Below are 20,254 nucleotides of genomic sequence, written 5' to 3'. Positions count from 1 at the left end.
CGGCAGCGTCGGACAGTCAGAGCCCCTGCTGGCTTTCCGGAGCAGAGCCTTCGAGTCTCCTCTTTGCGCCCACTTCCAGCCAAGACCAGCCCATATCGAACCCGTCGAGCACGATAGCAGAGCGACCGTAGACGACCTCCGGTAGCAGCTCGTGGAGATTATGCAGCCAATGCGAGAAGACGAGGCGATCACGGCATTGCCAGATCAGTTCGGTGAGACGCCTATGAGCCGATCGATTTTGTTGCCAGGGAAACTCGTTGGGGGACATCGAGTGCTCTGAAAAGTGGCCGCGATATCCGTCGGTTCTCGCTCTGCCCTTCATTCGCACAGCTCGCGATCATCTGCCGGGAAGCGGGAACACGTCTGCCCCCGGCGTACCGAGGCTCGGCAATGGACGCGGCACCAAGGCCGGCACCGGTTCGCGGGCGATCTTGTCCTTCAGCAGCGCCACCGCCGCGCGCAATTGCGCGTCCTCGCCGGTGAAGCTTGCGGCGGGCGGATTGTCGACTTCGTAATCGGGCGAGATGCCATAGCCTTCGACGATCCAGCGCCCGTCGATGCTGTATTGCGCGTTCTCGGCGATCCGCACCCCGCCATTATCGGCCAGCCGGTTGCGATCCGATAGCCAGATCCCCGCGCCCGCGGTGCGCTGGCCGATCAGCGGAGCAAGCCCCAGCGCCTTGACCGCGCCCGCGAAAGTCTCGCCGTCGGAATAGGTGCGTTCATCGATAAGCACCGCGACATGGCCGCGATAGGCGTTCTGCATGTTGGTGGTGGGAATGCCGGTGCCGTCGGGCTTTGCCCAGAAGGCCCAGGCGCGGCGCATCAGCATGCCGACGATGATGCTGTCGATATTGCCGCCATTATTGTTGCGAACGTCGATGACGAGGCCCGGCTTGCTAAGCTGCGGGAACCAGTCGCGCGCAAAGCTGGCGACATCGCCCGAACCCATTGCGCGCAGGCTGATATAGCCGATCTGCCCGTCCGAAAGCTGCGCGGTGGCAGCGCGCTTGACCTCGACATGATCAAGATAGCTGGCGGTCTGGAGACCCTGCAAGGTCATCGGCTCTACGATGGTGCTGACCTTTACGACCCCGCGCACGAGGTCGAGCCGCACCTGCTGCCCCGCCTTGCCCGCCAGCGCCAGACGCAGGTCGGCGAGCGAGGCGACGGGGCGTCCGTCGACGAAGCGGATCACGTCGCCCTCGCGCGCGTCCACACCGGGGCGGCGCAGCGGCGGGCGCAGCGACACGAGATCATCGTCGGAGCGCAAAATGCGATCAATGCGCAGGCCCTGCGCGACCGGAGTGGTGCTCGCGCCGAGGAACGCCATATCCGGGTTCTCGCTATCGCCCGGCAGGTCCCCGGCGCGCACCTGGCTATGGAGGATGCCGAGCTGCGAGGCCATCAGGCCGAGAATGGTATTGAGCTCGCCGCGATGGCCGATCCGCTCCAGCATCGGTTCGTGTGCCTGCCGCACCGCGTTCCAGTCCACCCCGCGCAAGGCCGGGTCATAGGCAAAGTCGCGGTGCATGCGCCAGGCATCGACGAACATCTGCCGCCATTCCGCCTTGGGATCGACGACCAGCCGCCAGTCGTCGAGCCGCAGCAGATGCGGCGCGAGCTTCTCGGGCATTTTCGCCTCGGCCGGGACCAGCGCGAGCGCGGGGCTTGCGGGCGCGCCGGAGACGACCAGCGCGGTCTTGCCGTCCGCCGCCAGCGCGAAATCGCGCGCGCCCTTGGCAAAGATTTCTTCCTTGGGATCGCTCTTGTCGATCGCGATGGCGACGATGTTGTCGTCGCGGTAAGTGTACAGGAACTTCTCGTTGGCGAACAGCTGCCCGCCGACGCCGGACTTGGCCGGGACTTTGTACAGCCGCTCGGCGAGCCCTGCGAGCACGATGTTGGCTGGCTTGGCAGCAGGCTTCGCCGCCTCGTCCTTGCCCTTGCTTTTCGCGCTGTCGCCCTCGGTTGCTTCGGCTTCGCGCTTCTCGCGGGCGGCCTCGCTCAGGGTAAGCTCGTTGTCCTCGCGGAAGCCGAACGTCGCGTCGGGATCGAGCTGGAGCGCGTAGATCTCGCCGCGATCCGGGAAGGCGACGCCCATGTTCCGATCGCCCCACGGGCTTCCGGGGCTGGGATCGAAATTGCGGTCCGAGATGAAATAGAGCCACGCCCCGTCATGCGCGAAGGCGGGGGCATAGTCGTTGTACTTGCCCGAAGTCGCCTTGACCCGCTCTCCGGTGGCGAGGTTTTGGACGTAGATATCGGACGTGTTGCCGCCCACTGCCGCCGAGGTCTCAGCATAGGCGATCAGCTTGCCATCGCGCGAGAAAACGAGATCGCGGAACGGGGCATCGTCGCCGGTGGTGTTCCTGGCGAGCAGGGTCACGCGGCCCGTCGCGACATCGACCTTCTGGAGCCTTGCCTCCTTGTCCCACACCACAAGTGTCTTTTCGTCGGGAGCGAGGGCGAAGGACCAGATATGCGCATCATAGCCTTTCGTCACCGCGACCGGTGCGCCCGATCCGTCGGCCGCCATGGCGAAAATGTCCCCGCGCTCGCCGGAATCGAGGATCATGAACGCGCGTTCGGCCTCCGGACCCAGAACCGCCTGACGCGCGCGCGCCTCCATCGGCACGGCGAATTCGATCCGGCGCAGCTGTTTGGGCGCGGCCAGAGCGACCCGCCCGCGCGCCGTCACCGCGACCGTCTCCCCCGAAGGCGAAATGCGCGCCGCCTCGAGCTGCTTCAGTGGCTCACCCAGCGCGCGGGCACGGGTCTGCTCGCGGTCGGTGACGAGGTCGATGGCAAGCTTGCGCATCGCCCCGCTCGCCAGCGACACGACATGGATATCGGCCCCGTTCTGAAGGAAGGCCGCATTGCCGTCGATGCTCGCCTGAAGCACCGGAAAGGGCAGGTCGGGGGAGACCTGCCGCACATCGCTGCCATCCTCGGCGACCGACCACAGGGCGTCCTTGCCGCTCTTGTCGGACAAGAACCAGATGCGCCCGTTTGCCGCCATCGGATGCCGGATCGGCGCGCCGAAATCGGCCAGCAGGCGCGTCGCCTCGGCGTCCGATCCCATCGTCCAGCGCCACAATTGCGCCATGCCGCCGCCGCGATAGAGCACGGCATTGTCGCGGGCGCGGGCGTAGAGGCCGCGGCGCGAGAAGAACAGCGTCTGCCCGTCGCGGCCGAAGGTGGCATCCGTCGCGCGCCACAAGGGGATCGGCGTCGCCTCCCCGCCTTGCGGCGATATGGTGTAGAGCACTTCGCCCTGACCCCCGCCGGCCAGGCGCGAGGCGAAGATCACCCGGCCATCGGGCGTCCAGCCAATGGTCTGGACAAAGCCGCCCTCGAACGTAAGCCGGCGCGGCGTGCCGCCGGCAACGGGCATCACATAGACATCGCGCTCGCTGTCGTAGCTCGCGCTGAAGGCGACCATTGTGCCGTCGGGCGAGATATGGGCTTCGGCTTCCTCGGCCGCGTGGTTGGTAAGGCGGACAGCGCTGCCGCCCTCGCGCCCGGTGCGCCACAGGTCGCCTTCGCTGGCGAAAACCAGCACGTCACCCCGCGCGCTGGGATATTGGTAGAAGCCCTCTTCCGCCGCCGCAGGCGTCACGGCCAAAGCGCATACGCCCGCTAACAACGCCCCGAAATGTCTCATCATGCTCGTTCCCTGCTATGCTATTGCGGCCCATCTTCTGCCTGTTCGCCTGGCACCCTGTAGCGCGCGAACCAGGCGAGGATATTGTCGACCTTGGCTATCAGCCGCGAGGCGCGCGAGGCAATGCCGTGATAGCTCCCCGGCACACGCACCAGCGCCGTATCGATCCCCCGCAGCTTGAGCGCCTGATAGAACTGTTCGCTTTCCGAAATCGGCGTGCGTTGATCCAGCTCGCCCGTCATCAGCATGGTCGGGGTGGTGACATTACCCACCAGACTGAGCGGCGAGCGCTGCCAGTAATGCATCGGATCTTCCCAGGGCGGCGCCGGGAACTGGTGGCGGATCTGCGAGATATAGCTATCCGCGCTCAAAGGTTTCGACAGCCAGTTGATGATCGGCTTGGCCGCGACCGCCGCCTTGAACCGGTCGGTCAGCCCGACCAGATAGGCCGTGGCGATCCCGCCAGCCGAGCCGCCGGTAACGAACAGGTTGTTCTCGTCGATGAAGCCCTTTGCGATCATCGCATCGACCCCGCTCAGGTGATCGGCGGCATCATCGGGGCTCGAATATTTGCCTTCCAGCAGCAGGCCGAAGGCTTCGCCATAGCCGGTACTGCCGCGATGGTTGTCGTAGAAGACGACGTAGCCCTCGGCTGCGTAGCGCTGCAATTCGGCCGAAAAATGCGGGCCGTATGACAGGTGGGGGCCGCCATGGATTTCCAGCAGGAGCGGGTATTTCTTCGCCGGATCGAAACCGGGCGGCGTGACATACCAGCCTTCGATTTCGGTGCCGTCATGCGAGCTGGCATAGGTGATGCGGTGCACTTCGCCCAATTGGCGGTGGGCGAGCAGGTCTTCATTGAGCTGCGTGAGCTGACGCGTGCGATTGCCGCTTTGCGCGAAGATATCGGCGGGGCGATCTGAGCGTCCCTGGGTCCATGCCAGCGCGCCCTTGGCGGAGACATCGTATGTCCCGCTCAGATAAGGCCGGCCGAGCGACGTGCCGCCCAGCCCTTCGAGCAGCGTTTCGATAGCCCCTCCCGAAGGCGAAACCCGGGCCACCTTGCGCGAACCCCTATCGTCGTAGCTGAAATAGATTTGCCCTCCAGCCCAGCGGATATCGCTGACTTCCCGGTCCAGACTTTGGGTAAGGTTCCGAAGTCCGCCACCGCCGAGTTGGGTAACGCATAGATCCACCTGCCAGACCGGGCGCTTGACATTGGGCTGACATACGAACGCGACACTTGTGCCGTCAGGCGAAATTACCGGCGCGCTTTCCGAACCGCCTGTCGAGGTAACCTGGCGCATGACTCCACCTGTTACCGCAACCTCCCAGATATCCCCTTCTACAGTCTCGAGCTCCCATCCCTCGTTCCGGTTGGAACTGGTCAGGATCGCGCGGCCATCCCTTGTCCATGCAAGCGGCCCGTCATGGTCGAAATCCCCGGTGGTCAGCTGTCGCGGCGTCCCGCCACTGGCCGGGACGACGAAGACATGACTGAAGGCCACATCAATGAAGCCCTGCCCGTCGCGGCGATAGCGAGCATGGTCGATGAATTTGAACGGTTCGGCCCACTTCGCGCCCTCGGGCTTTTTGGGCGCTTTGGCGAGAGGCGCCGTGTCGGCCTCGACACGGCTGGTGAAGGCGAGCCATTGCCCGTCCGGCGACCAGGCAAGGTCGGAGATGCCACCTGTCATCGCGGCCACCCGCTCGACCTGTCCGCTGTCCATCCAGCGGATGAACACCGCCGAGCGCCCTTGATCATCGGTGTCGGTAAACGCAATGCGGTCGCCCGACGGGGACCATTCACCGCCGGAAGCATCGCTTTGCAGCAGCCGGTTGCTGGAGCCATCGAGCGCGGCGAGCCACAAGGCCCCCCGCGTGCGGTCGGTCATGATATCGTTGGAACGGCGGGTGTAGAGAACGTAGCGGCCATCGTGCGAAATGCGAGGAGTGTCAGCATATTCGAGATCGAACACGTCTTGTGAAGTGAACTTCTGGTCAACCCCGCTACTGGCAGCTATCTGATTTTCTTCGGCAAGCGCCGATGCTGCGATCCCGGAGAGCAAGGTCGCCGCAAACACCCAAGATTTCATTCCGGTTCTCCATCATTCGCTCTGTTGCCAGATATTGCGGAGTGGTTTGGCATGGTCAAACAGAGCTTGCCGAAGGAGGACCAAGTGGCTCCTTTCCACCGAGATCCGTTCACGAGCAGGGCCAATCCATGATCCCGAAACCCGAACGGCGACTTCGAGCAGGACCGGACATTCAATCTCGGCTCCGTGAATGACCGGCTCTGGGGCCGGCAGCTGCCGGAAGAGTCTGGGACATAACGGTTGTTCCCCAACGGCATGCCGAACGACTAATTTTTCGAGAAGCGGAAACGAACCTGGACGGGAGTGTCAATGGCGCCCCTTGAACACGGGCTTTCCGAAAGCACCGGAAAAGCTATGTCGGTCCCTTAATTGCGGCCAGTCTGCGGTCTTGCCAGAGCGGCTGAACGTGCTCGGACATGCAGCGATACTCTATGAGCCCGCATGCGAGAGCCATTCTAGGCGCGCTTGAGCGACGCGCGCTGCGCCTTAGCATGATTTGGGCGGGAGACGAGGATCCGTATCTAGCCCACTATCCCCCACGACGCTTGGTAAGGGCGTATCTTCTGCTGACTGGGCTAGTGGCAGTTCCAACGGCAGTCGCATCAGATTCGCCACACCGGCATGAAACGGTCGCATCAGTCTGGACAAGGGGCCGAGCGCCGCTTTCGGCAGGAACCGGACCCTGCCGGTTCGGGAAAGGCGCTGCTCGTAGAAGGCAATGATCTCTACGTCGCTCATGTCCTGCGGACCCAGCACGTCGATGGTCTTGTCGCGGTAGCGATCGCTGGTCAGTGCCTCGAGCACGATGGGCGCCACATCGCTTATGGCCACCAGATTCCGGGAAAAGCGGCCATCTCCCAGCACATGCACGGTCTTTCCGGCCAGCATTGGCGTGCCGATCAGTTCAAACGCATGCAGGTCCATGAAGGCTGCGGGCCGCAATATCGTGTAGGGCTGGCCGGCCGCCTTTAGGTGCTGTTCCACGGCCGCCTTTGCCGCCCAGAAGTGCGCTGGGTGATCAACCCGGGCGCCTTGCGCCGAGGTCTACACGAACCGCTCGATCCCTACCGCCCGGGCCGCATCGATCAACGCCGTATGTCCCGCAAGATCGATGGCATCGACACTATCGCCGCGCCGACTGGTAAGACCATGCGCCGAAGCGAATACCCTCGTGACGCCATCCAGGGCCGGGCCGAAGCTTTCTGGCCGGCGCAGATCGAGCTCTGCGCACTCAGCCCCGAGCGCGGCCAAATCCTCGAGCCGATCGCGCCGCCGTGCGGTCGCGCGAACGGCGTGGCCCGCCTCAAGCAGGAGACGCGTGACCACCCGCCCCAACCGGCTCGCCGCGCCCACCACCAGGATCATGCCACGCCCGCCTCCCGTGCAAGGAATAGTGCCTGCTCGAACGTCTCGGCACTAGCCACGCAATCTGACATACCGTCCTTTTCAGGCAAGGCATGAATTGCCTCCGCAAACCGCGCGCCTGGCCCGTGCTGGCCGGGGGCTAGCATGCCTTGGGCAAGATCACGTGCGAGGGACCAGTCGCTGTCGGCGACCGCGAGTGCGAACAAGGGGCCTGTCGCAATCCAGCCAAGCGGCCATTGAACCGAGTGCCAACGCGATAGCGCCGCCTTGGCAAGTTCCCGCGCGGCACCGTCACGACCCTGACGCAAAGCAACCCAGGCCTCGTTGGCAAGAGCGACACCGACGTATAATTCCATCCTCGAGACCGTCGCGCGCGCCTTCGCCTCCCGGGCCAGTGTCTCTACTTCGATGGTCTTGCCCTCGAGCCTGTGTGATACAGCTAGGTAGGTCAGCGCGAGCACTTCATATTCCGCGTTTCCGATCACGCGGGCCAGATCGAGGCTGCGGCAGAGCCAATGCCTGCATTGGTCATGGGCTTCGCGCCACAGCAATGCGAGGCCCATCGAGAAAGTGACTTGAGACAGCCAGACGGGATCGTCGAGACGCTCGGCCTCGACGATGCAGGCCTTGGCAAGGTCAACCGTTTCGTCCCTGATCTCGCGGCCCTCGTCGCGGAAACGGATCAGCAGCTGGCGGTGCATGAAACGACTATGTTGTGCTGCCGTGCCATGGGTCTCGAAATGCGCCGCGCTCTCCGCAACCAGCCGCCGCATTCCGTCAATGTCGTTGGCCCAGTAAAGAGCCCAGAGGCGATCAAGCAACAGGTCGCACCATTCCTGCCAATAAGCCGGCACCCGATCGGTGACCCGCGCAAGCGCCTCGGTCGCGTCAGCATACAGCGCCAGAGACCTGTGCGCATCTCGCCGCGCAATCCACGTTTGACCGATACCGCGCAGCAGGGCCGCCCGGACCAGATGGTCGGACGGATCAAGCAACCCAAGCGCCTGTGCGAGATTGGTCTCGGCTTCAGCGAACTTGCCGGTTCTCTCCAGCAGTTCGCCAAGGCCACGGTGCGCGGCAATCATGAGCCTGCGCGCGGCTTGCTCGTCCGGATAAGGCAGGCCGAGGGCGCGGTCGTAAAAGGCGAGTGCCTCACGATTGGCGAAGACATTGCGGGCATCGCGCGCCGCCTCGAGCAGATATTCCCCGGCAGCCGCATAATCGGCAGCCTGTTCGAAATGATGCGAGATAATCGCGGCTGACACGTCACGCGATAGCCCACCTTGATCGCTAAACAGGCGCGCCAGCTTAAGGTGCAACTCGCGCCGCCGCCTTAGGAGCAGGCTGCGATAGGCCGCTTCATGCGTGAGCGCGTGCCTGAACGCATAAAGTGCACGCGCATGACCCTGCTCGTCCGAATGCGAGTGAACAATGTCCTGCGCAACAAGTTGAGCGAGGTACTCCTCCTGCCTGCCAAGCGCAGCGAGTTGGCCTACCACCTCGGCGTCAAAACTTCGGCCCACAACCGAGGCAACCTGGAGCAGGCGCTTGCCCTGCGACGGCAAGCGATCGAGGCGTGCGCCCACGAGGCTTCTGATACTATTGGGAATGCCAAGACCCGATCCGTCTACAGCGCCGCTCGCGCGGTGCTCGCCGATGATGGCGGCAAACTCCTCGAGGAAAAAGGGATTGCCCTCAGCTCGGTCGACAACTGCGTGGAGGATTTCAGCTTCCGCGCCGCCGAGCAGATTTGCAAGCATGGCGCGGCTTTTCTCTTCATCGAGCGGGCTAAGCACGATCTTGTCGCACTCATGGCCGAACAGACGGTCGGCATCGCTTCCGGGCCGGGTCGTGGCAACCAGCAGAACGCGCGGCACAGCTCTTTCTGCAATCCGGGCCAGCAAGCGCAGCGAGGAGGTATCGGCCCAGTGCAAATCCTCGATACCCAGAAGCAGAGGGCGCGCGGTCCCCTCAGCCTGCAGCAGCACGGCGAGCGCATCGGCCATGCGCTCCTCGAAAACTGGGCCAGGCAGGGACTGAAGCACACGAAGCTGTGCATCCGTGATCGTGAGACCTGCAACCAGCTTGATGAACATCATGTCGGGTTGCGCACCCTCGGAGGCGACCGAGCCAAGAGCATTGTGCAGCGCCTGCTCCATCTTGGCGGGGTCGGGATTGGTCTCGGCTCCGATCAGGTGCCGGATAAGGTGCCGCAACAGGCCATAGCCCAGGGTCTCGCCGTGAGGCTGGCAGACTAGCAGCAATGAACGGACGTCCACACCCGCGTAACTTAGGGCCTCGGCCAGCAGGCGGCTCTTGCCGAGGCCCGCCTCGCCGCTGATCATGATGCTGCCCCCGCGGTCTTCCCTCAGCAGATCGACGGCGCAGCACAGGCGCGTCACCTCCTCGTCGCGGCCGACCAGAACGGAGGCCGCGACAATCCTCTGCCGAGGCGCCAGGCGGCGCCGGATCAGCGCATGGATCGAGATTTCCTCGCTCTTGCCCTTGAGCCTCATGCGAGGCTTGTGCTCGAACTCGAACTCGGCTTCCGTCTGGCGATAGGTCTCAGGGCCGACCAGAATCTCGCCGGTCTGCGAGGCATCCTCGAGACGGGCTGCGACATTCACCGCATCGCCCATCACAGAATAATCCTGACGCGACGACGAGCCGACGCCACCCGCCACTACCTCGCCCGTATTGATACCGAAATGGATCCCCAAAGAAAGGCCGCGCCGTGAATTGAAGGCGTCTAGACTGGCCCGCATCTCGATCGCTGCCAGAAGTGCCCGGCGCGGATCGTCCTCATGCGCGTACGGCGCTCCGAAGAGGGCCATGACCGCATCGCCGATGAACTTGTCGACCACACCGTCATATCGCTCGATGCAGGGTACCAGTTCGGCAAAGCAATCATTCATGATTGCACGAACTTCCTCAGCATCAAGCGCTTCAGATAGCGCCGTGAAACCGGAAATGTCCGCAAACATGACGGTGACGACCTTACGCTCGGCATCCTCGTCCACCGCGGGCTGCTGGCGTGCCTGAAGCGCGGCCAGCTGCTGCTGCAAAGCCTTGATGGCGGGCTCGATCACGGCAGGTCCGAGGACATCGCGCTGTGCCTCGAGCGTGGCGATGGATTGCCGGATGCTTGCAGCCTCTTCAGACATCATCGCCACTTTTTATCACAGCGTCCCAAGCATGTCTGCCCGGAGGGAGGAGCCCCCAATTCACCTTCCAACCCGATCCCGGACACGAGCGGGACCGATGCCGGTTTGGAGAACCTTTTGGTGTGTCCTGGCGGAACCGGAAGCCCATTTTGGCGGCTGTGAACGACCGGATGGGGGTCGGGAGCTGCAATCTGACCCCAGACCCAGTCGTTCCCGATCGCCAGATTGAACGTCCGGTTACGCCAAAAGCGGTCAGTCAGCTTCGGCCCGGATCCTACCAATTCCAGAAATTTTGCGCGCTTGGTCCGACTCCGAAAACAACGGCAGCTGGCCTCTGGGTGAGGCAGTATTTCCAACTCTCGGGCGGACAGACATTCATCCGATGACCATTGTGGTCAAAGGAGAACAGTCATGGAGATACCTGACACCAAGAACACCGCCATCAACCGCCAGGCCTGGAACGCTGGAAGGAGTGTTGGTGCCAAGGGTGCCCTCAAGCCGAAACAGATCTGGGAGATCCGATTCCTTCTCAACGAACGCCGCCGATTGCGTGATCGTGCGCTGTTCGACTTGGCAATCGATAGCAAGCTCCGGGGCTGCGACCTTGTGCGGATGAAGATCGGCGACATCGTAAGTGGCAGTCAAATACGAGCGCGGGCGCTTGTGATGCAGCAGAAGACGAGCCGTCCCGTTCAGTTCGAGATATTGCCGGATACCCGGGCCAGTCTTCTGGCATGGCTTGAGCGCCGTGGTGGCACGGTGGACGATTATGTCTTTCCAAGCCGAGTCAATCGCGACCGGCACCTTAGCACCCGCCAATATGCGCGGCTTGTCGATGAATGGGTCACCGGAATTGGCTTGATGCCGAGCGAATACGGCACTCATTCTCTTCGGCGAACCAAAGCGTCGATTATCTACAGGGCAACGGGGAATCTGCGTGCCGTCCAGATTCTTCTCGGCCACAGTAAGATCGAAAATACGGTGCGCTATCTCGGCATCGACGTGGAGGATGCCCTTGCTATCGCAGAAAACACGGAAATCTGAGCTGTCGGCTCCTCGTTGGCAGCGAGGAGCCGATATTACCCTGCTCGGCCCGTGTGGCGGCGACCTTTGAATCGTTTCTCGGACGCTGAGATGAAGTGAGGGGCCGCGCAGAGATGTGCGCAAACTTTCTTACCGGAAACACGAACCAGGCCGCTTGCCGTCGATGAGCCGGCAATAACAATCGCCCCTGCAAAGCACCTCGTCCGACTGTGGCAATACCTCAGTTCGGCTTGCTCCGGCATCAGCACCGGCCGCCAAAGGCGAAGCATTGACACAGGATCGGACACCCCATAAGCGATGAGACATTATTTCATAACCGGTTGCGTTTTTGCTTGTCGCGCAAAGTCGTTGCCCGCTTCCACCTCTCTCTTCCGGAACGTTTATGACCAACCACCGTGCCATAGTCGCAGCGGCCCTTTCGGGTGCTTCGCTTTTCGTTATCCAAACGCCTGCCTCCGCGGAAAGCGGCGCTGAGACGGCCTCCGCTACAGAGCCTGAAGGCGACATCCTTATCACCGCCACGCGCCCGGCCTATCGGGGCGACTTCGACGAACTGGAGATACCCCAGGCCGAGCAGGTGATCGGGCCCCAGCAACTGCGCGACATCAACGCGCTCGACCTCAATGCCGCGCTCGACCTGTCGGCTTCCGTGGCGCGACAGAACAATTTTGGCGGGCTTTGGAACAGCTTCGCCGTGCGCGGCTTCGTCGGCGACGAGAATCTGCCGAGCAACTACCTCGTCAACGGCTTCAATGCCGGACGCGGCTTTGCAGGCCCGCGCGATCTGTCCGGCATCGAGGCGGTCGAGGTGCTGAAGGGTCCGCGCGCGGCGCTGTTCGGGCGCGGCGAGCCGGGCGGGACAATCAACCTTGTCACCAAGCGACCCCGTTTTGAAAGCGCGGGCGAGGTTCGCCTGCTGGCCGGTTCCTTCGACACCTATCGGGCCGATGCCGATCTCCAGACCACGCTGGGCGATGCTGTCGGGGTGCGCTTCGTCGGCTTTTACGAGGACGCGGGCAGCTTTCGCGACACGATCGAAACCGAAAGGTTCGGCTTCATGCCCTCTGTCGCGGTCAAGCTCGGCGAGGCGACGCGGATCGTCTACGAACTTGAATATGCGCGGCAGGAAATCCCCTTCGACCGCGGCGTGGTGGCGGTGAACGGAGAGCTTGGCCTGATCCCGCAAAGCCGCTTCCTAGGCGAGCCCGGCGAAGGGCCGAACATTGCCGAGGTGCTCGGGCACCAGCTCGAGCTCCAGCACGATTTTTCGGACAACTGGAGCGCGCTCGTCGGCATCGGCTACCGCGACACCTCGCTACAGGGGACCTCGACCGAGGCCGAACTGACCGGCAGCCGCCAGCAGCTTTTCCGCGACGGGCGCACGCTGACCCGCCAGCGCCGCTTCCGCGACTATGACGCGACCTATTTCGTCGCACGCGCCGAACTCGCCGGCAATTTCACCACCGGTGATGTGACCCACCGCGTGCTGATCGGGGCGGACACGGACCGCTTCGAGAACGACCAGGTGTTCCTGCGCGCCCGCGCGCCGTCGCTCGCCAGCAATCCCACCGAGCAGCAATTGCAGGCGATCGACATCTTCGATCCCGTCTATGGCCGCTTCCCGCTGCCTGCGTTGAGCCCGCTCACCGACCGGGTCGAGGTGCAAAAGGCGACCGGCGTCTATGCACAATACCAGATCGGCCTTTCCGACAGCTTCGAGCTGCGCGTGGGCGGGCGCTACGACGACTACGATCAGCGCCTCACCAACCGCGCCAACGGCAGCGTCGCGCGCACCGGCGAGCAGCGCTTCAGCCCGCAAGTGGGCGCGGTGTGGCGGGCGACGCCGGAACTTTCGCTCTACGCCACCTATGGCGAGAACTTCCGTCCGCTGTCGGGCGCGGATTTCGCCGGCAATCCCTTCGATCCCAATCAGTCGGAGAGCGTCGAGGCGGGCGTGAAATATGCCACCGCCGATGGCCGGATGAGTGCGACCGCCAGTATCTTCGCGATCCAGCAGGGCAACATCCTCGTCGGCGACCCGGCCAATGCCGGCTTCACCCTCGCGGGCGGCGAGGCGCGCAGCCGCGGCTTCGAGTTCGATTTCAACGGCGAGATCGTGGGCGGCCTCGATCTGTGGGTGTCCTATGCCTACGTCGATGCCGAAGTCGAGAACGACGTTCCCGATCCCGATTTCGGCAAGCTGATCGAGGCGGGCGACCGGCTGCTCAATATCCCGGAGCACACGCTCAACGTGCAGCTCGCCTATTCCACCGTGATCGCCGGTCGGGACGCCCGCTTCGGCGGCGGCGTTCTGCACGTTGGCGAGCGACTGGGCGAGGTCGGCACGGACTTCGAACTGCCGGACTACACCCTTGCGCGCATCTTCGCCGAGGCCGAGCTGACCGATGGCATCCGTCTGCGGTTCGATATCGACAACCTGTTCGACACTGAGTGGTTCGCCAATTCCTTCTCGCAGCTCTGGGTCCAGCCGGGCATGCCGCGCAACGCCCGCGTCACTGCCAGCTTCGCTTTCTGACCTTCAGGACGAGTATTCCCATGACGCCATCGCTCGAAGCCCGCTCGCTCTCGCTGGTGCGTGACGGCACCGTGGTGCTCAACGATGTGTCCTTCGCGGTCGCCCGGGGCGAGGTCTATGCGCTGCTCGGCGGCAACGGCGCGGGCAAGTCCACGACCCTGCTGACCTTTCTCGGCTTCCTCGTCCCTTCCGGCGGCGAGGTGCTGGTCGGTGGGCAGGCGGTCGCAGGCAATGTCGAAGCGGCGCGCACGCAGATTGCCTACCTGCCCGAGGCAGCCGCGCTCTACGGCCATCTCGATGCCTACGAGAACCTCGGTTATTTCCTCGACCTTGCCGGGCGCAAGGTAGGCCGGACCGCGATGGACGCGGCGCTTGATCAGGTCGCGCTCCCGCAAGAGGCGCGCACCCGGCGTATGCAGTCCTATTCCAAGGGTATGCGCCAGAAGACGGCGATCGCGCTCGCGCTGCTGCGCGACACGCCGATCCTGCTGCTTGACGAGCCCACATCAGGCCTCGATCCGGTCGCCATCGACGAGTTTCACGCAATGGTGAAGGCGCTGGCCAGCGCAGGCCGCACGGTGCTGATGGTGACTCATGACGTTTACGGCGCGTGTCAGGTGGCCGACCGCGTGGGGCTGCTGCGCGGCGGACGACTGGTCGGGAGCTTCGAGGCGGGCCCGGGCGGACGCATCGACACCGAAACCGTCCACGCCGCCTTCGCCGAGCGGGAAGCGGCATGAACGCACTTGCCCGCATTGCGCGCGAGGAATGGCGGCTGTGGGCGCGCTCGCGCGTGGTGCTGGTCGCCGCGCTGATCGTCGCCGTGCTGGTCGCGGCCACCAGCGTGCTGACCGCCCTGCGCGTGTCCGAAGAGGCCTCCGCCCGTGCTGCGCGGCAGGCGAGCGCGGAGGAAACCTTTTTCGCCCAGCCTGACCGCCATCCGCATCGCATGGTCCACTACGGCCACTACGCCTTCCGCACCCCCCCGCCGCTCGCAGCCTTCGATCCGGGCGTGGACGCTGTGACTGGGCAGTCGATCTTCCTCGAAGGGCATCGACAGAACACCGCGATGTTCGCCGACACGCGCGCGGGCGCCGACCTCGGCGGTTTCGCCGCGCTGACCCCGGCCAATCTCTACCAGTTGCTCCTGCCGCTGCTGCTCATCATCATCGGCCACGGCATGGTGCTGCGCGAACGCGAGAGCGGCACGCTGGCGGTGATGCTGGCGCAGGGCCAGTCGGGCCTCGCCATCGCGGGTGGAAAGGCGCTGGCGCTGGCGGGCGTGGCAGGGCTGTTCCTGCTGCCCCTCGCGATGCTCGCCGCCTATTCCGTGGCTATGGGCGAAGCGCCGCTGGCCGCTGCGCTCATGGTGGCAGGCTATGCGCTTTACCTCGCCGTGTGGGGCGCGCTGGTGCTCGCGGTCTCGCTGCTGGTGCGCCAGCGCAGCGTTGCGCTGGGGCTGCTGGTGTTCGCCTGGCTGCTCATCGCGCTGGTGGTGCCGCGCATCGGCATCAATGCCGGCAGCGCCGGGGTGGATGCGCCGGGCAAGATCGAGAGCGACCTCGTTATGCTCGCCGAGCAGCGCAAGCTGGGCGACGGACACAATGCCGCAGACCCCGCCTTCGATGCGCTGCAGAAGCAGGTGCTCGAGCAATACGAGGCTGCCAGCGTCGAGGAACTGCCGATCAATTGGCGCGGCGTGGTCGCGGGCTTTTCGGAAACGAAGCTCACCGATCTGATGAACGACTATGCCGAAAGGCGGATGCAGGCCGAGGCGGCGCAGTCGCGGATCGTGACGTGGTTCGGCCTCGCCTCACCGACACTGGCGGTGGGCGCGGTTTCGCGCACGCTGGCAGGCACCGACCTCGCGACCCATCACCGGTTCCTGCGCGAGAGTGAGGCGCTGCGCTTCGACTTTGTGCAGGGCCTCAACGACCTGCACGCCACCGCGCTGACCTATGCCGATGATGCCGCGCGCAGTTCCGATCCCGAAGCCGAGCAGCGCACCCGCGTCAACGCGGCCTCGTGGCGGCTTCTCGACACCTTCCGCTTCGCGCCCGATCCGGCCGAGGCGCGCGCGGCACGCGCGGCGCTGCCGCTCGCACTGATGCTCGGCTGGCTGCTCGTGCTGGGCGGCGTCATCTTCGCTGGCGCGCGGGGGCTGCGGCCATGAGCGGTACCCTGCGTGAGTTGCGCTTTCTCGCCCGCGACCGGGGCGCGCTTTTGTGGATCGCCCTCGCCTTCCTGCTCTCGGCCGCGGCGACCGGCTTCGGCATTGCCGAGGTGCGCGACCAACGTGCGACCATCGCCAGCTTGCTGGAGGAGGACTCGAAGGATCGTGCCAATGCCATCGCAGGCCAGTCCGACTGGGGCGGCGCGGCCTATGCCGCCTTTCATCTCACCTATGCGCCGCCGTCGGACTTCGCCTTCGCCGCATTGGGCCAGCGGGACACCGCTCCCTGGCTCCACCGGGTGCGGATGCTGGCGCTGGAAGGGCAGATCCACGAGGCCGACACGAAGAACGCAGATTTCGGCCTGATCGGGCGGTTCGACTTCGCCTTCCTCGCCGCCGCAGTCGCACCGCTGCTGCTGATCCTGCTGCTCCACGACCTGCGCGGCGGCGAGCGTGTCGCCGGCCGGCACGATCTGCTGGTGGCAACCGCCGGCAAGCCGTCCCGCCTGTGGCTCCCGCGCGCCGGGGTCCGCTTCGCGGGTCTGGTGCTTGCGCTGCTGCTGCCCTTCTGGATTGGAGCGGCACTGGAATCCGCAGGACTTGCAACGGTGCTCGCGGCCAGCGCGCTGGTTATCGGCGCGCTGCTCGTCTGGTGGCTGATCGTCGAGGGCATCGGACGGCTGCGCGCGAGTCCACCCGTGCTGCTTACGGCACTGGTGGGCATCTGGCTGACGCTGGCCCTACTCGTTCCTTCAGTCTCGCGCGCGGCGATCGAGGCGGCGACGCCTGTGCCCGACGGGGCGGAAATCCTGATGCTCCAGCGCGAGGCGGTGAACGACGCCTGGGACTTGCCCAAGGAGGAGACGATGGCGCCGTTCCTCGCCCGCCATCCAGAATGGGAACCGCTAGGCACCGTCGAAAAGCCGTTCGAATGGAAGTGGTATTACGCCTTCCAGCAGGTCGGGGACATGCGGGCCGAGCCGATCGCGCGCGCCTATCGCGAGGGGCGTCTGGCGCGCGACCGGGCGGCGGGCCTGGCAGCTTTCCTGTCGCCCGCCGCGCTTGTCGAGCGCGGGTTCGAGCGGCTGGCGCATACCGACATGCGGGCGATGATCGCCTACGAGGACCGTGTGCGCGCCTTCCACGACGAGCTACGGGCCTTCCACTATCCGCTGTTCTTCCGCGATCCTCCCTATGATCCTGCGGTGTTCAACGACCTGCCCCGCTATGAGGCTGCCGAATGACTTTGCTCCGCCTCCTGCTCGCTAGCCTTTTGCTGACGCTACTGCCTAGCGCCGTGCTGGCGGAGCAAGCGAAGGACTTCACGATCGCCGGCGAAACCATCGTCCCCGGCGCCCGTAAGGATTTCAGCATCGAGGTGCCGGAGGGGAGCGACGGGGCGACCTTCATGCCGGTGACGGTGATCCACGGCACGCGGCCGGGCAAGGTTCTGGCGATGGTGGCGGGCGTTCACGGCTTTGAGTTCGCATCGATCCTCGCCGCCGAACGGCTCGCCGAGCGGGTCGATCCGGCGACGCTTTCCGGCACGCTGGTGATCGTGCGCGTGGCCAATATCAACGGCTTCGAAGGACGCTCGCCCAACGTCAATCCGGTGGATCGCAAGAACCTCAACCGCGTATTTCCCGGCAATCCGCAAGGCACCCAGACCGAGCGGATCGCCGATCTGATCGCGCGCGAAGTCGTCGCGCGAAGCGATTTCCTGATGGATGTGCACAGCGGCGACGGGGCGGAGTTTCTCGACGCTTTCATTGGTGCCTATGGCGGACCGCTCGCCACCGATTTTCCCTTGGCACTGGAGGTTGCGCGGGGCTTCGGCTTCCCCAACATCGTGCGCTATTCCATGGAAACACAGGCCCAGATCGATAGCGGGCGCTCGCTCAACCGGCAGGGCGTGGCGATGGGCAAGCCCACCATCCTCGTCGAGATCGGCCAGAACGGCAGCCGCGAGGTAGCGCATGTCGCAGCGATCGTGGCCGGAGTCGAGAACGCGCTTTCCATCCTCGGCATGAGCGACAGACCCATCGCAGCAATGCCCGCGCCGCTGCGCCTGTTCGAAGGGACCACAGGGCTGAGCGCCAGCCATACCGGAGTCTATCACCCGGCAGACCCGCGCCCGCGCCCTCTGGCCAAGGGCGAGCTTGTCGGCATCATTCGCGACTATTCCGGCAAGGAAGTGGAGCGGCTGCATTCGCCTGTCGATGGCTACGCGCTTTACGGCATCACCGGGCCGCCGGTCGAAAAGGGCGACGGGGTGGTGACGATCGCGCTTCCCGCAAGCGGCTTCTGATCCGGTCCGGATGGGCGCGTCAGAAGCCGGGTCGACCTCGGGTTCGTGATCTAGGACGCCGTCGCGAGCGGTTTCTGCGCCTCGTCCCAGGCCGGAAAAGGATCGTTGAGACGCTCCCACTGCTCCGGCGTGAATGCGTCGGCGGGCACGAGACACGCATCGAGCGCCTTGGTGATCGCCGCCTTGTCGAGCCCGATGCCGATGAACACCAGTTCCTGCCGCCGGTCGCCCCATACCGCGTCCCAGTGGCGGATCACGAATTCCTCGAAAGTGCCATCGTCCGGCCAGCGGTTCTTGGGCACGGCGGCCCACCAGCGGCCCATGCGGCTGACCGTCTTCTGGTGCCCGGCAATCGCCAGCTCGCCGAGGAAGTCGGTGCGCGTGGCGAGCCAGAAATGGCCCTTGGCGCGGATCACCTTGTCGAGCGCATCGCCGGTCAGGAAGCGGTAGAACATTGCCGGGTGAAAGGGCCGGCGGGCGCGGTAGACGAAGCTTTCGACCCCGTATTCCTCGCTTTCCGGGCGGTGGCTGGCATAGTCGTAGAGTTCCTTCATCCACAGCGGGTGCTGTTCGGACCGATCCTCGTCATAGAGGCCCGTATCGAGGATCGCATCGAGCGCGACCTTGCCGAAGTCCGCCTCGATGATCTGCGCATCGGCGTTCAATGAGGCGACCACCTGCTTGACCGTGGCGAGTTGTTCGGGCGGAACGGCGCTGGCCTTGTTGACGATCACCACGTCGGCGAATTCGATCTGTTCGACCAGCAGGCCGACAAGGCTGCGGTCATCGCCCTCGCCCGCGGTTTGCCCACGCACCGACAGCAGGTCGGTGCTCGAATAGTCGGCCAGCAGGTTGAGCGCGTCGACCACGGTCACCATCGTGTCGAGCCGGGCGACATCGCCGAGACACTCGTCATATTCGTCGCGGAAGGAAAAGGTCGCGGCCACCGGCAGGGGTTCGGAAATCCCGGTGCTTTCGATCACGAGATAGTCGAAGCGGCCTTCCTCGGCCAGCTTGCGCACTTCCTTCAGCAAGTCGTCGCGCAGGGTGCAGCAGATGCAACCATTGGTCATCTCGACCAGCGTTTCTTCCGCGCGGGATAGCGCCGCCTCGCCACCACGCACCAGATCGGCGTCGATATTGACCTCGCTCATGTCGTTGACGATCACCGCCACGCGCCTGCCTTCGCGGTTGGCGAGGATCTGGTTGAGCAGCGTGGTCTTTCCAGCACCAAGAAAGCCGGAGAGCACGGTGACGGGCAGGCGGAGATCAGGCGAAGCGGTCATGGGTTGAAATCCTGTTGCTGGCACTTGCAAATCAGCGGTGCAGTCTTAAGTGATGTTGTAACATTACGCAACAGGGGCAACGCATGGCCGTCTTACCTTCAGCAATCCGCACCGAGGCACCCTGGCACCGGTTCGGGATGGGTCTTTCGTTGCTGTGCCTCGTCCATTGTTTCGCCCTGCCATGGTTGTTGGCGAGACTGCCGGCGGTGGCGCTTGCCGCTTTGCCCGAAGCATTGCGTTAAAACGAATGGCTTCACGCCGCGCTGATCGCACCGGTATGGCTGGCGCGGATCGGCTGGAAAAGGGTGGCTGGCGGAGCAGGAGGGATTCGAACCCTCGATACGCTTTTGACGTATACACACTTTCCAGGCGTGCGCCTTCGACCACTCGGCCACTGCTCCATGCGCCTTTGCTGCGCTACCGCTTCGCTACTTGAGCGCAAGTACGGGAGCGCCTTTCAGGGCAGGCTCGCGCCGATAGCGGCACAAGGCCGCTTCTGCAAGGCACGTCGGTTTGGCCGTCTGCCGGAATCGTGGTAAACGAAGCGCGTGGCATGCGCTGCGCGGATCCGGCATTCCCTGCGAACGCGGCCTCGAGAACCCCTTTCCGCCCTCA

Annotated in this window: 14 protein-coding genes and 1 tRNA gene; 7 read left to right on the top strand and 8 right to left on the bottom strand. The window is 64.5% G+C overall.

The annotated features are described in order from the left end of the window. Positions 1–16: 16 nt before the first annotated feature. The 6 genes from I603_RS14655 to I603_RS02560 all read right to left on the bottom strand — a co-directional run bounded on the left by I603_RS14655 (position 17) and on the right by I603_RS02560 (position 10,295). Positions 17–268: a hypothetical protein gene (locus I603_RS14655; protein WP_068862229.1), complete on the bottom strand. Its 252-nt coding sequence runs from the start codon at positions 266–268 to the stop codon at positions 17–19. 69 nt (positions 269–337) lie between these two features. After that, positions 338–3,670, bottom strand: a complete 3,333-nt coding sequence (locus tag I603_RS02580; RefSeq protein ID WP_084439781.1) for a S41 family peptidase — start codon at positions 3,668–3,670, stop codon at positions 338–340. A gap of 17 nt (positions 3,671–3,687) precedes the next feature. After that, a complete protein-coding gene (locus I603_RS02575) occupies positions 3,688–5,763 on the bottom strand; it encodes a S9 family peptidase (RefSeq protein ID WP_068862228.1) in 2,076 nt (691 codons plus the stop codon). A 486-nt stretch (positions 5,764–6,249) separates the two neighbouring features. Beyond that, positions 6,250–6,687, bottom strand: a complete 438-nt coding sequence (locus I603_RS14935) for a hypothetical protein (protein WP_462975735.1) — start codon at positions 6,685–6,687, stop codon at positions 6,250–6,252. 120 nt (positions 6,688–6,807) lie between these two features. Further along, the gene (locus tag I603_RS14930; RefSeq protein WP_068862226.1) at positions 6,808–7,128 is read right to left on the bottom strand and encodes an NAD(P)H-binding protein; all 321 of its coding nucleotides are present in this window, start codon (positions 7,126–7,128) and stop codon (positions 6,808–6,810) included. Then, positions 7,125–10,295: an adenylate/guanylate cyclase domain-containing protein gene (locus I603_RS02560; protein WP_068862225.1), complete on the bottom strand. Its 3,171-nt coding sequence runs from the start codon at positions 10,293–10,295 to the stop codon at positions 7,125–7,127. Before I603_RS02560 ends, I603_RS14930 begins: the two co-directional genes overlap by 4 nt. Before the next feature lie 408 nt (positions 10,296–10,703). Here I603_RS02560 and I603_RS02555 point away from each other — a divergent pair, with 408 nt between their 5' ends. From I603_RS02555 to I603_RS02530, 6 genes are all read left to right on the top strand, one after another. After that, entirely contained in the window at positions 10,704–11,336 is a 633-nt protein-coding gene (locus I603_RS02555; RefSeq protein WP_068862224.1) for a tyrosine-type recombinase/integrase, read from the top strand. A gap of 382 nt (positions 11,337–11,718) precedes the next feature. After that, positions 11,719–13,872, top strand: coding sequence for a TonB-dependent siderophore receptor (locus I603_RS02550; RefSeq protein ID WP_068862223.1), 2,154 nt, complete (start codon positions 11,719–11,721; stop codon positions 13,870–13,872). A 20-nt stretch (positions 13,873–13,892) separates the two neighbouring features. Then, a complete protein-coding gene (locus I603_RS02545; RefSeq protein WP_068862222.1) occupies positions 13,893–14,612 on the top strand; it encodes an ABC transporter ATP-binding protein in 720 nt (239 codons plus the stop codon). Beyond that, positions 14,609–16,045 carry a DUF3526 domain-containing protein gene (locus I603_RS02540; protein ID WP_068862221.1) on the top strand — a complete coding sequence of 479 codons (1,437 nt, stop codon included), beginning with the start codon at positions 14,609–14,611 and terminating at the stop codon, positions 16,043–16,045. The genes I603_RS02545 and I603_RS02540 overlap by 4 nt, the downstream gene beginning before the upstream one ends. Beyond that, entirely contained in the window at positions 16,042–17,289 is a 1,248-nt protein-coding gene (locus I603_RS02535) for a DUF3526 domain-containing protein (RefSeq protein WP_068862220.1), read from the top strand. Before I603_RS02540 ends, I603_RS02535 begins: the two co-directional genes overlap by 4 nt. Beyond that, entirely contained in the window at positions 17,286–18,353 is a 1,068-nt protein-coding gene (locus I603_RS02530) for a M14 family metallopeptidase (RefSeq protein ID WP_084439779.1), read from the top strand. The genes I603_RS02535 and I603_RS02530 overlap by 4 nt, the downstream gene beginning before the upstream one ends. A gap of 50 nt (positions 18,354–18,403) precedes the next feature. Here the strand turns inward: I603_RS02530 and I603_RS02525 are convergent, their stop codons facing one another. Further along, a complete protein-coding gene (locus I603_RS02525) occupies positions 18,404–19,639 on the bottom strand; it encodes a GTP-binding protein (protein ID WP_068862218.1) in 1,236 nt (411 codons plus the stop codon). 83 nt (positions 19,640–19,722) lie between these two features. On the opposite strand from I603_RS02525, the gene I603_RS14220 reads away from it, so the two are divergent. Then, positions 19,723–19,881 (top strand): MerC family mercury resistance protein, encoded by a 159-nt coding sequence (locus tag I603_RS14220; RefSeq protein WP_084439777.1) that lies wholly within the window; start codon positions 19,723–19,725, stop codon positions 19,879–19,881. Positions 19,882–19,949: 68 nt separating this feature from the next. Here I603_RS14220 and I603_RS02520 read toward each other — a convergent pair. Beyond that, positions 19,950–20,040, bottom strand: a tRNA-Ser gene (locus I603_RS02520). Between the last annotated feature and the right edge of the window lie 214 nt (positions 20,041–20,254).

Origin of the sequence: Erythrobacter dokdonensis DSW-74, from assembly GCF_001677335.1 — a bacterium.
GTDB classification, from domain to species: Bacteria; Pseudomonadota; Alphaproteobacteria; order Sphingomonadales; family Sphingomonadaceae; genus Erythrobacter; species Erythrobacter dokdonensis.
Note: the sequence above shows the minus strand (reverse complement) of the source record. Positions and strands in the feature narration are given on the sequence as shown.

Coding starts and splice junctions, on each gene's coding strand:
- I603_RS02580 (WP_084439781.1), bottom strand. CDS start 3,670: ATGATGAGACATTTCGGGGCGTTGTTAGCGGGCGTATGCGCTTTGGCC.
- I603_RS02555 (WP_068862224.1), top strand. CDS start 10,704: ATGGAGATACCTGACACCAAGAACACCGCCATCAACCGCCAGGCCTGG.
- I603_RS02575 (WP_068862228.1), bottom strand. CDS start 5,763: ATGAAATCTTGGGTGTTTGCGGCGACCTTGCTCTCCGGGATCGCAGCA.
- I603_RS14930 (WP_068862226.1), bottom strand. CDS start 7,128: ATGATCCTGGTGGTGGGCGCGGCGAGCCGGTTGGGGCGGGTGGTCACG.
- I603_RS02550 (WP_068862223.1), top strand. CDS start 11,719: ATGACCAACCACCGTGCCATAGTCGCAGCGGCCCTTTCGGGTGCTTCG.
- I603_RS02560 (WP_068862225.1), bottom strand. CDS start 10,295: ATGATGTCTGAAGAGGCTGCAAGCATCCGGCAATCCATCGCCACGCTC.
- I603_RS14935 (WP_462975735.1), bottom strand. CDS start 6,687: ATGGACCTGCATGCGTTTGAACTGATCGGCACGCCAATGCTGGCCGGA.
- I603_RS02530 (WP_084439779.1), top strand. CDS start 17,286: ATGACTTTGCTCCGCCTCCTGCTCGCTAGCCTTTTGCTGACGCTACTG.
- I603_RS02545 (WP_068862222.1), top strand. CDS start 13,893: ATGACGCCATCGCTCGAAGCCCGCTCGCTCTCGCTGGTGCGTGACGGC.
- I603_RS02525 (WP_068862218.1), bottom strand. CDS start 19,639: ATGACCGCTTCGCCTGATCTCCGCCTGCCCGTCACCGTGCTCTCCGGC.
- I603_RS14220 (WP_084439777.1), top strand. CDS start 19,723: ATGGCCGTCTTACCTTCAGCAATCCGCACCGAGGCACCCTGGCACCGG.
- I603_RS14655 (WP_068862229.1), bottom strand. CDS start 268: ATGTCCCCCAACGAGTTTCCCTGGCAACAAAATCGATCGGCTCATAGG.
- I603_RS02540 (WP_068862221.1), top strand. CDS start 14,609: ATGAACGCACTTGCCCGCATTGCGCGCGAGGAATGGCGGCTGTGGGCG.
- I603_RS02535 (WP_068862220.1), top strand. CDS start 16,042: ATGAGCGGTACCCTGCGTGAGTTGCGCTTTCTCGCCCGCGACCGGGGC.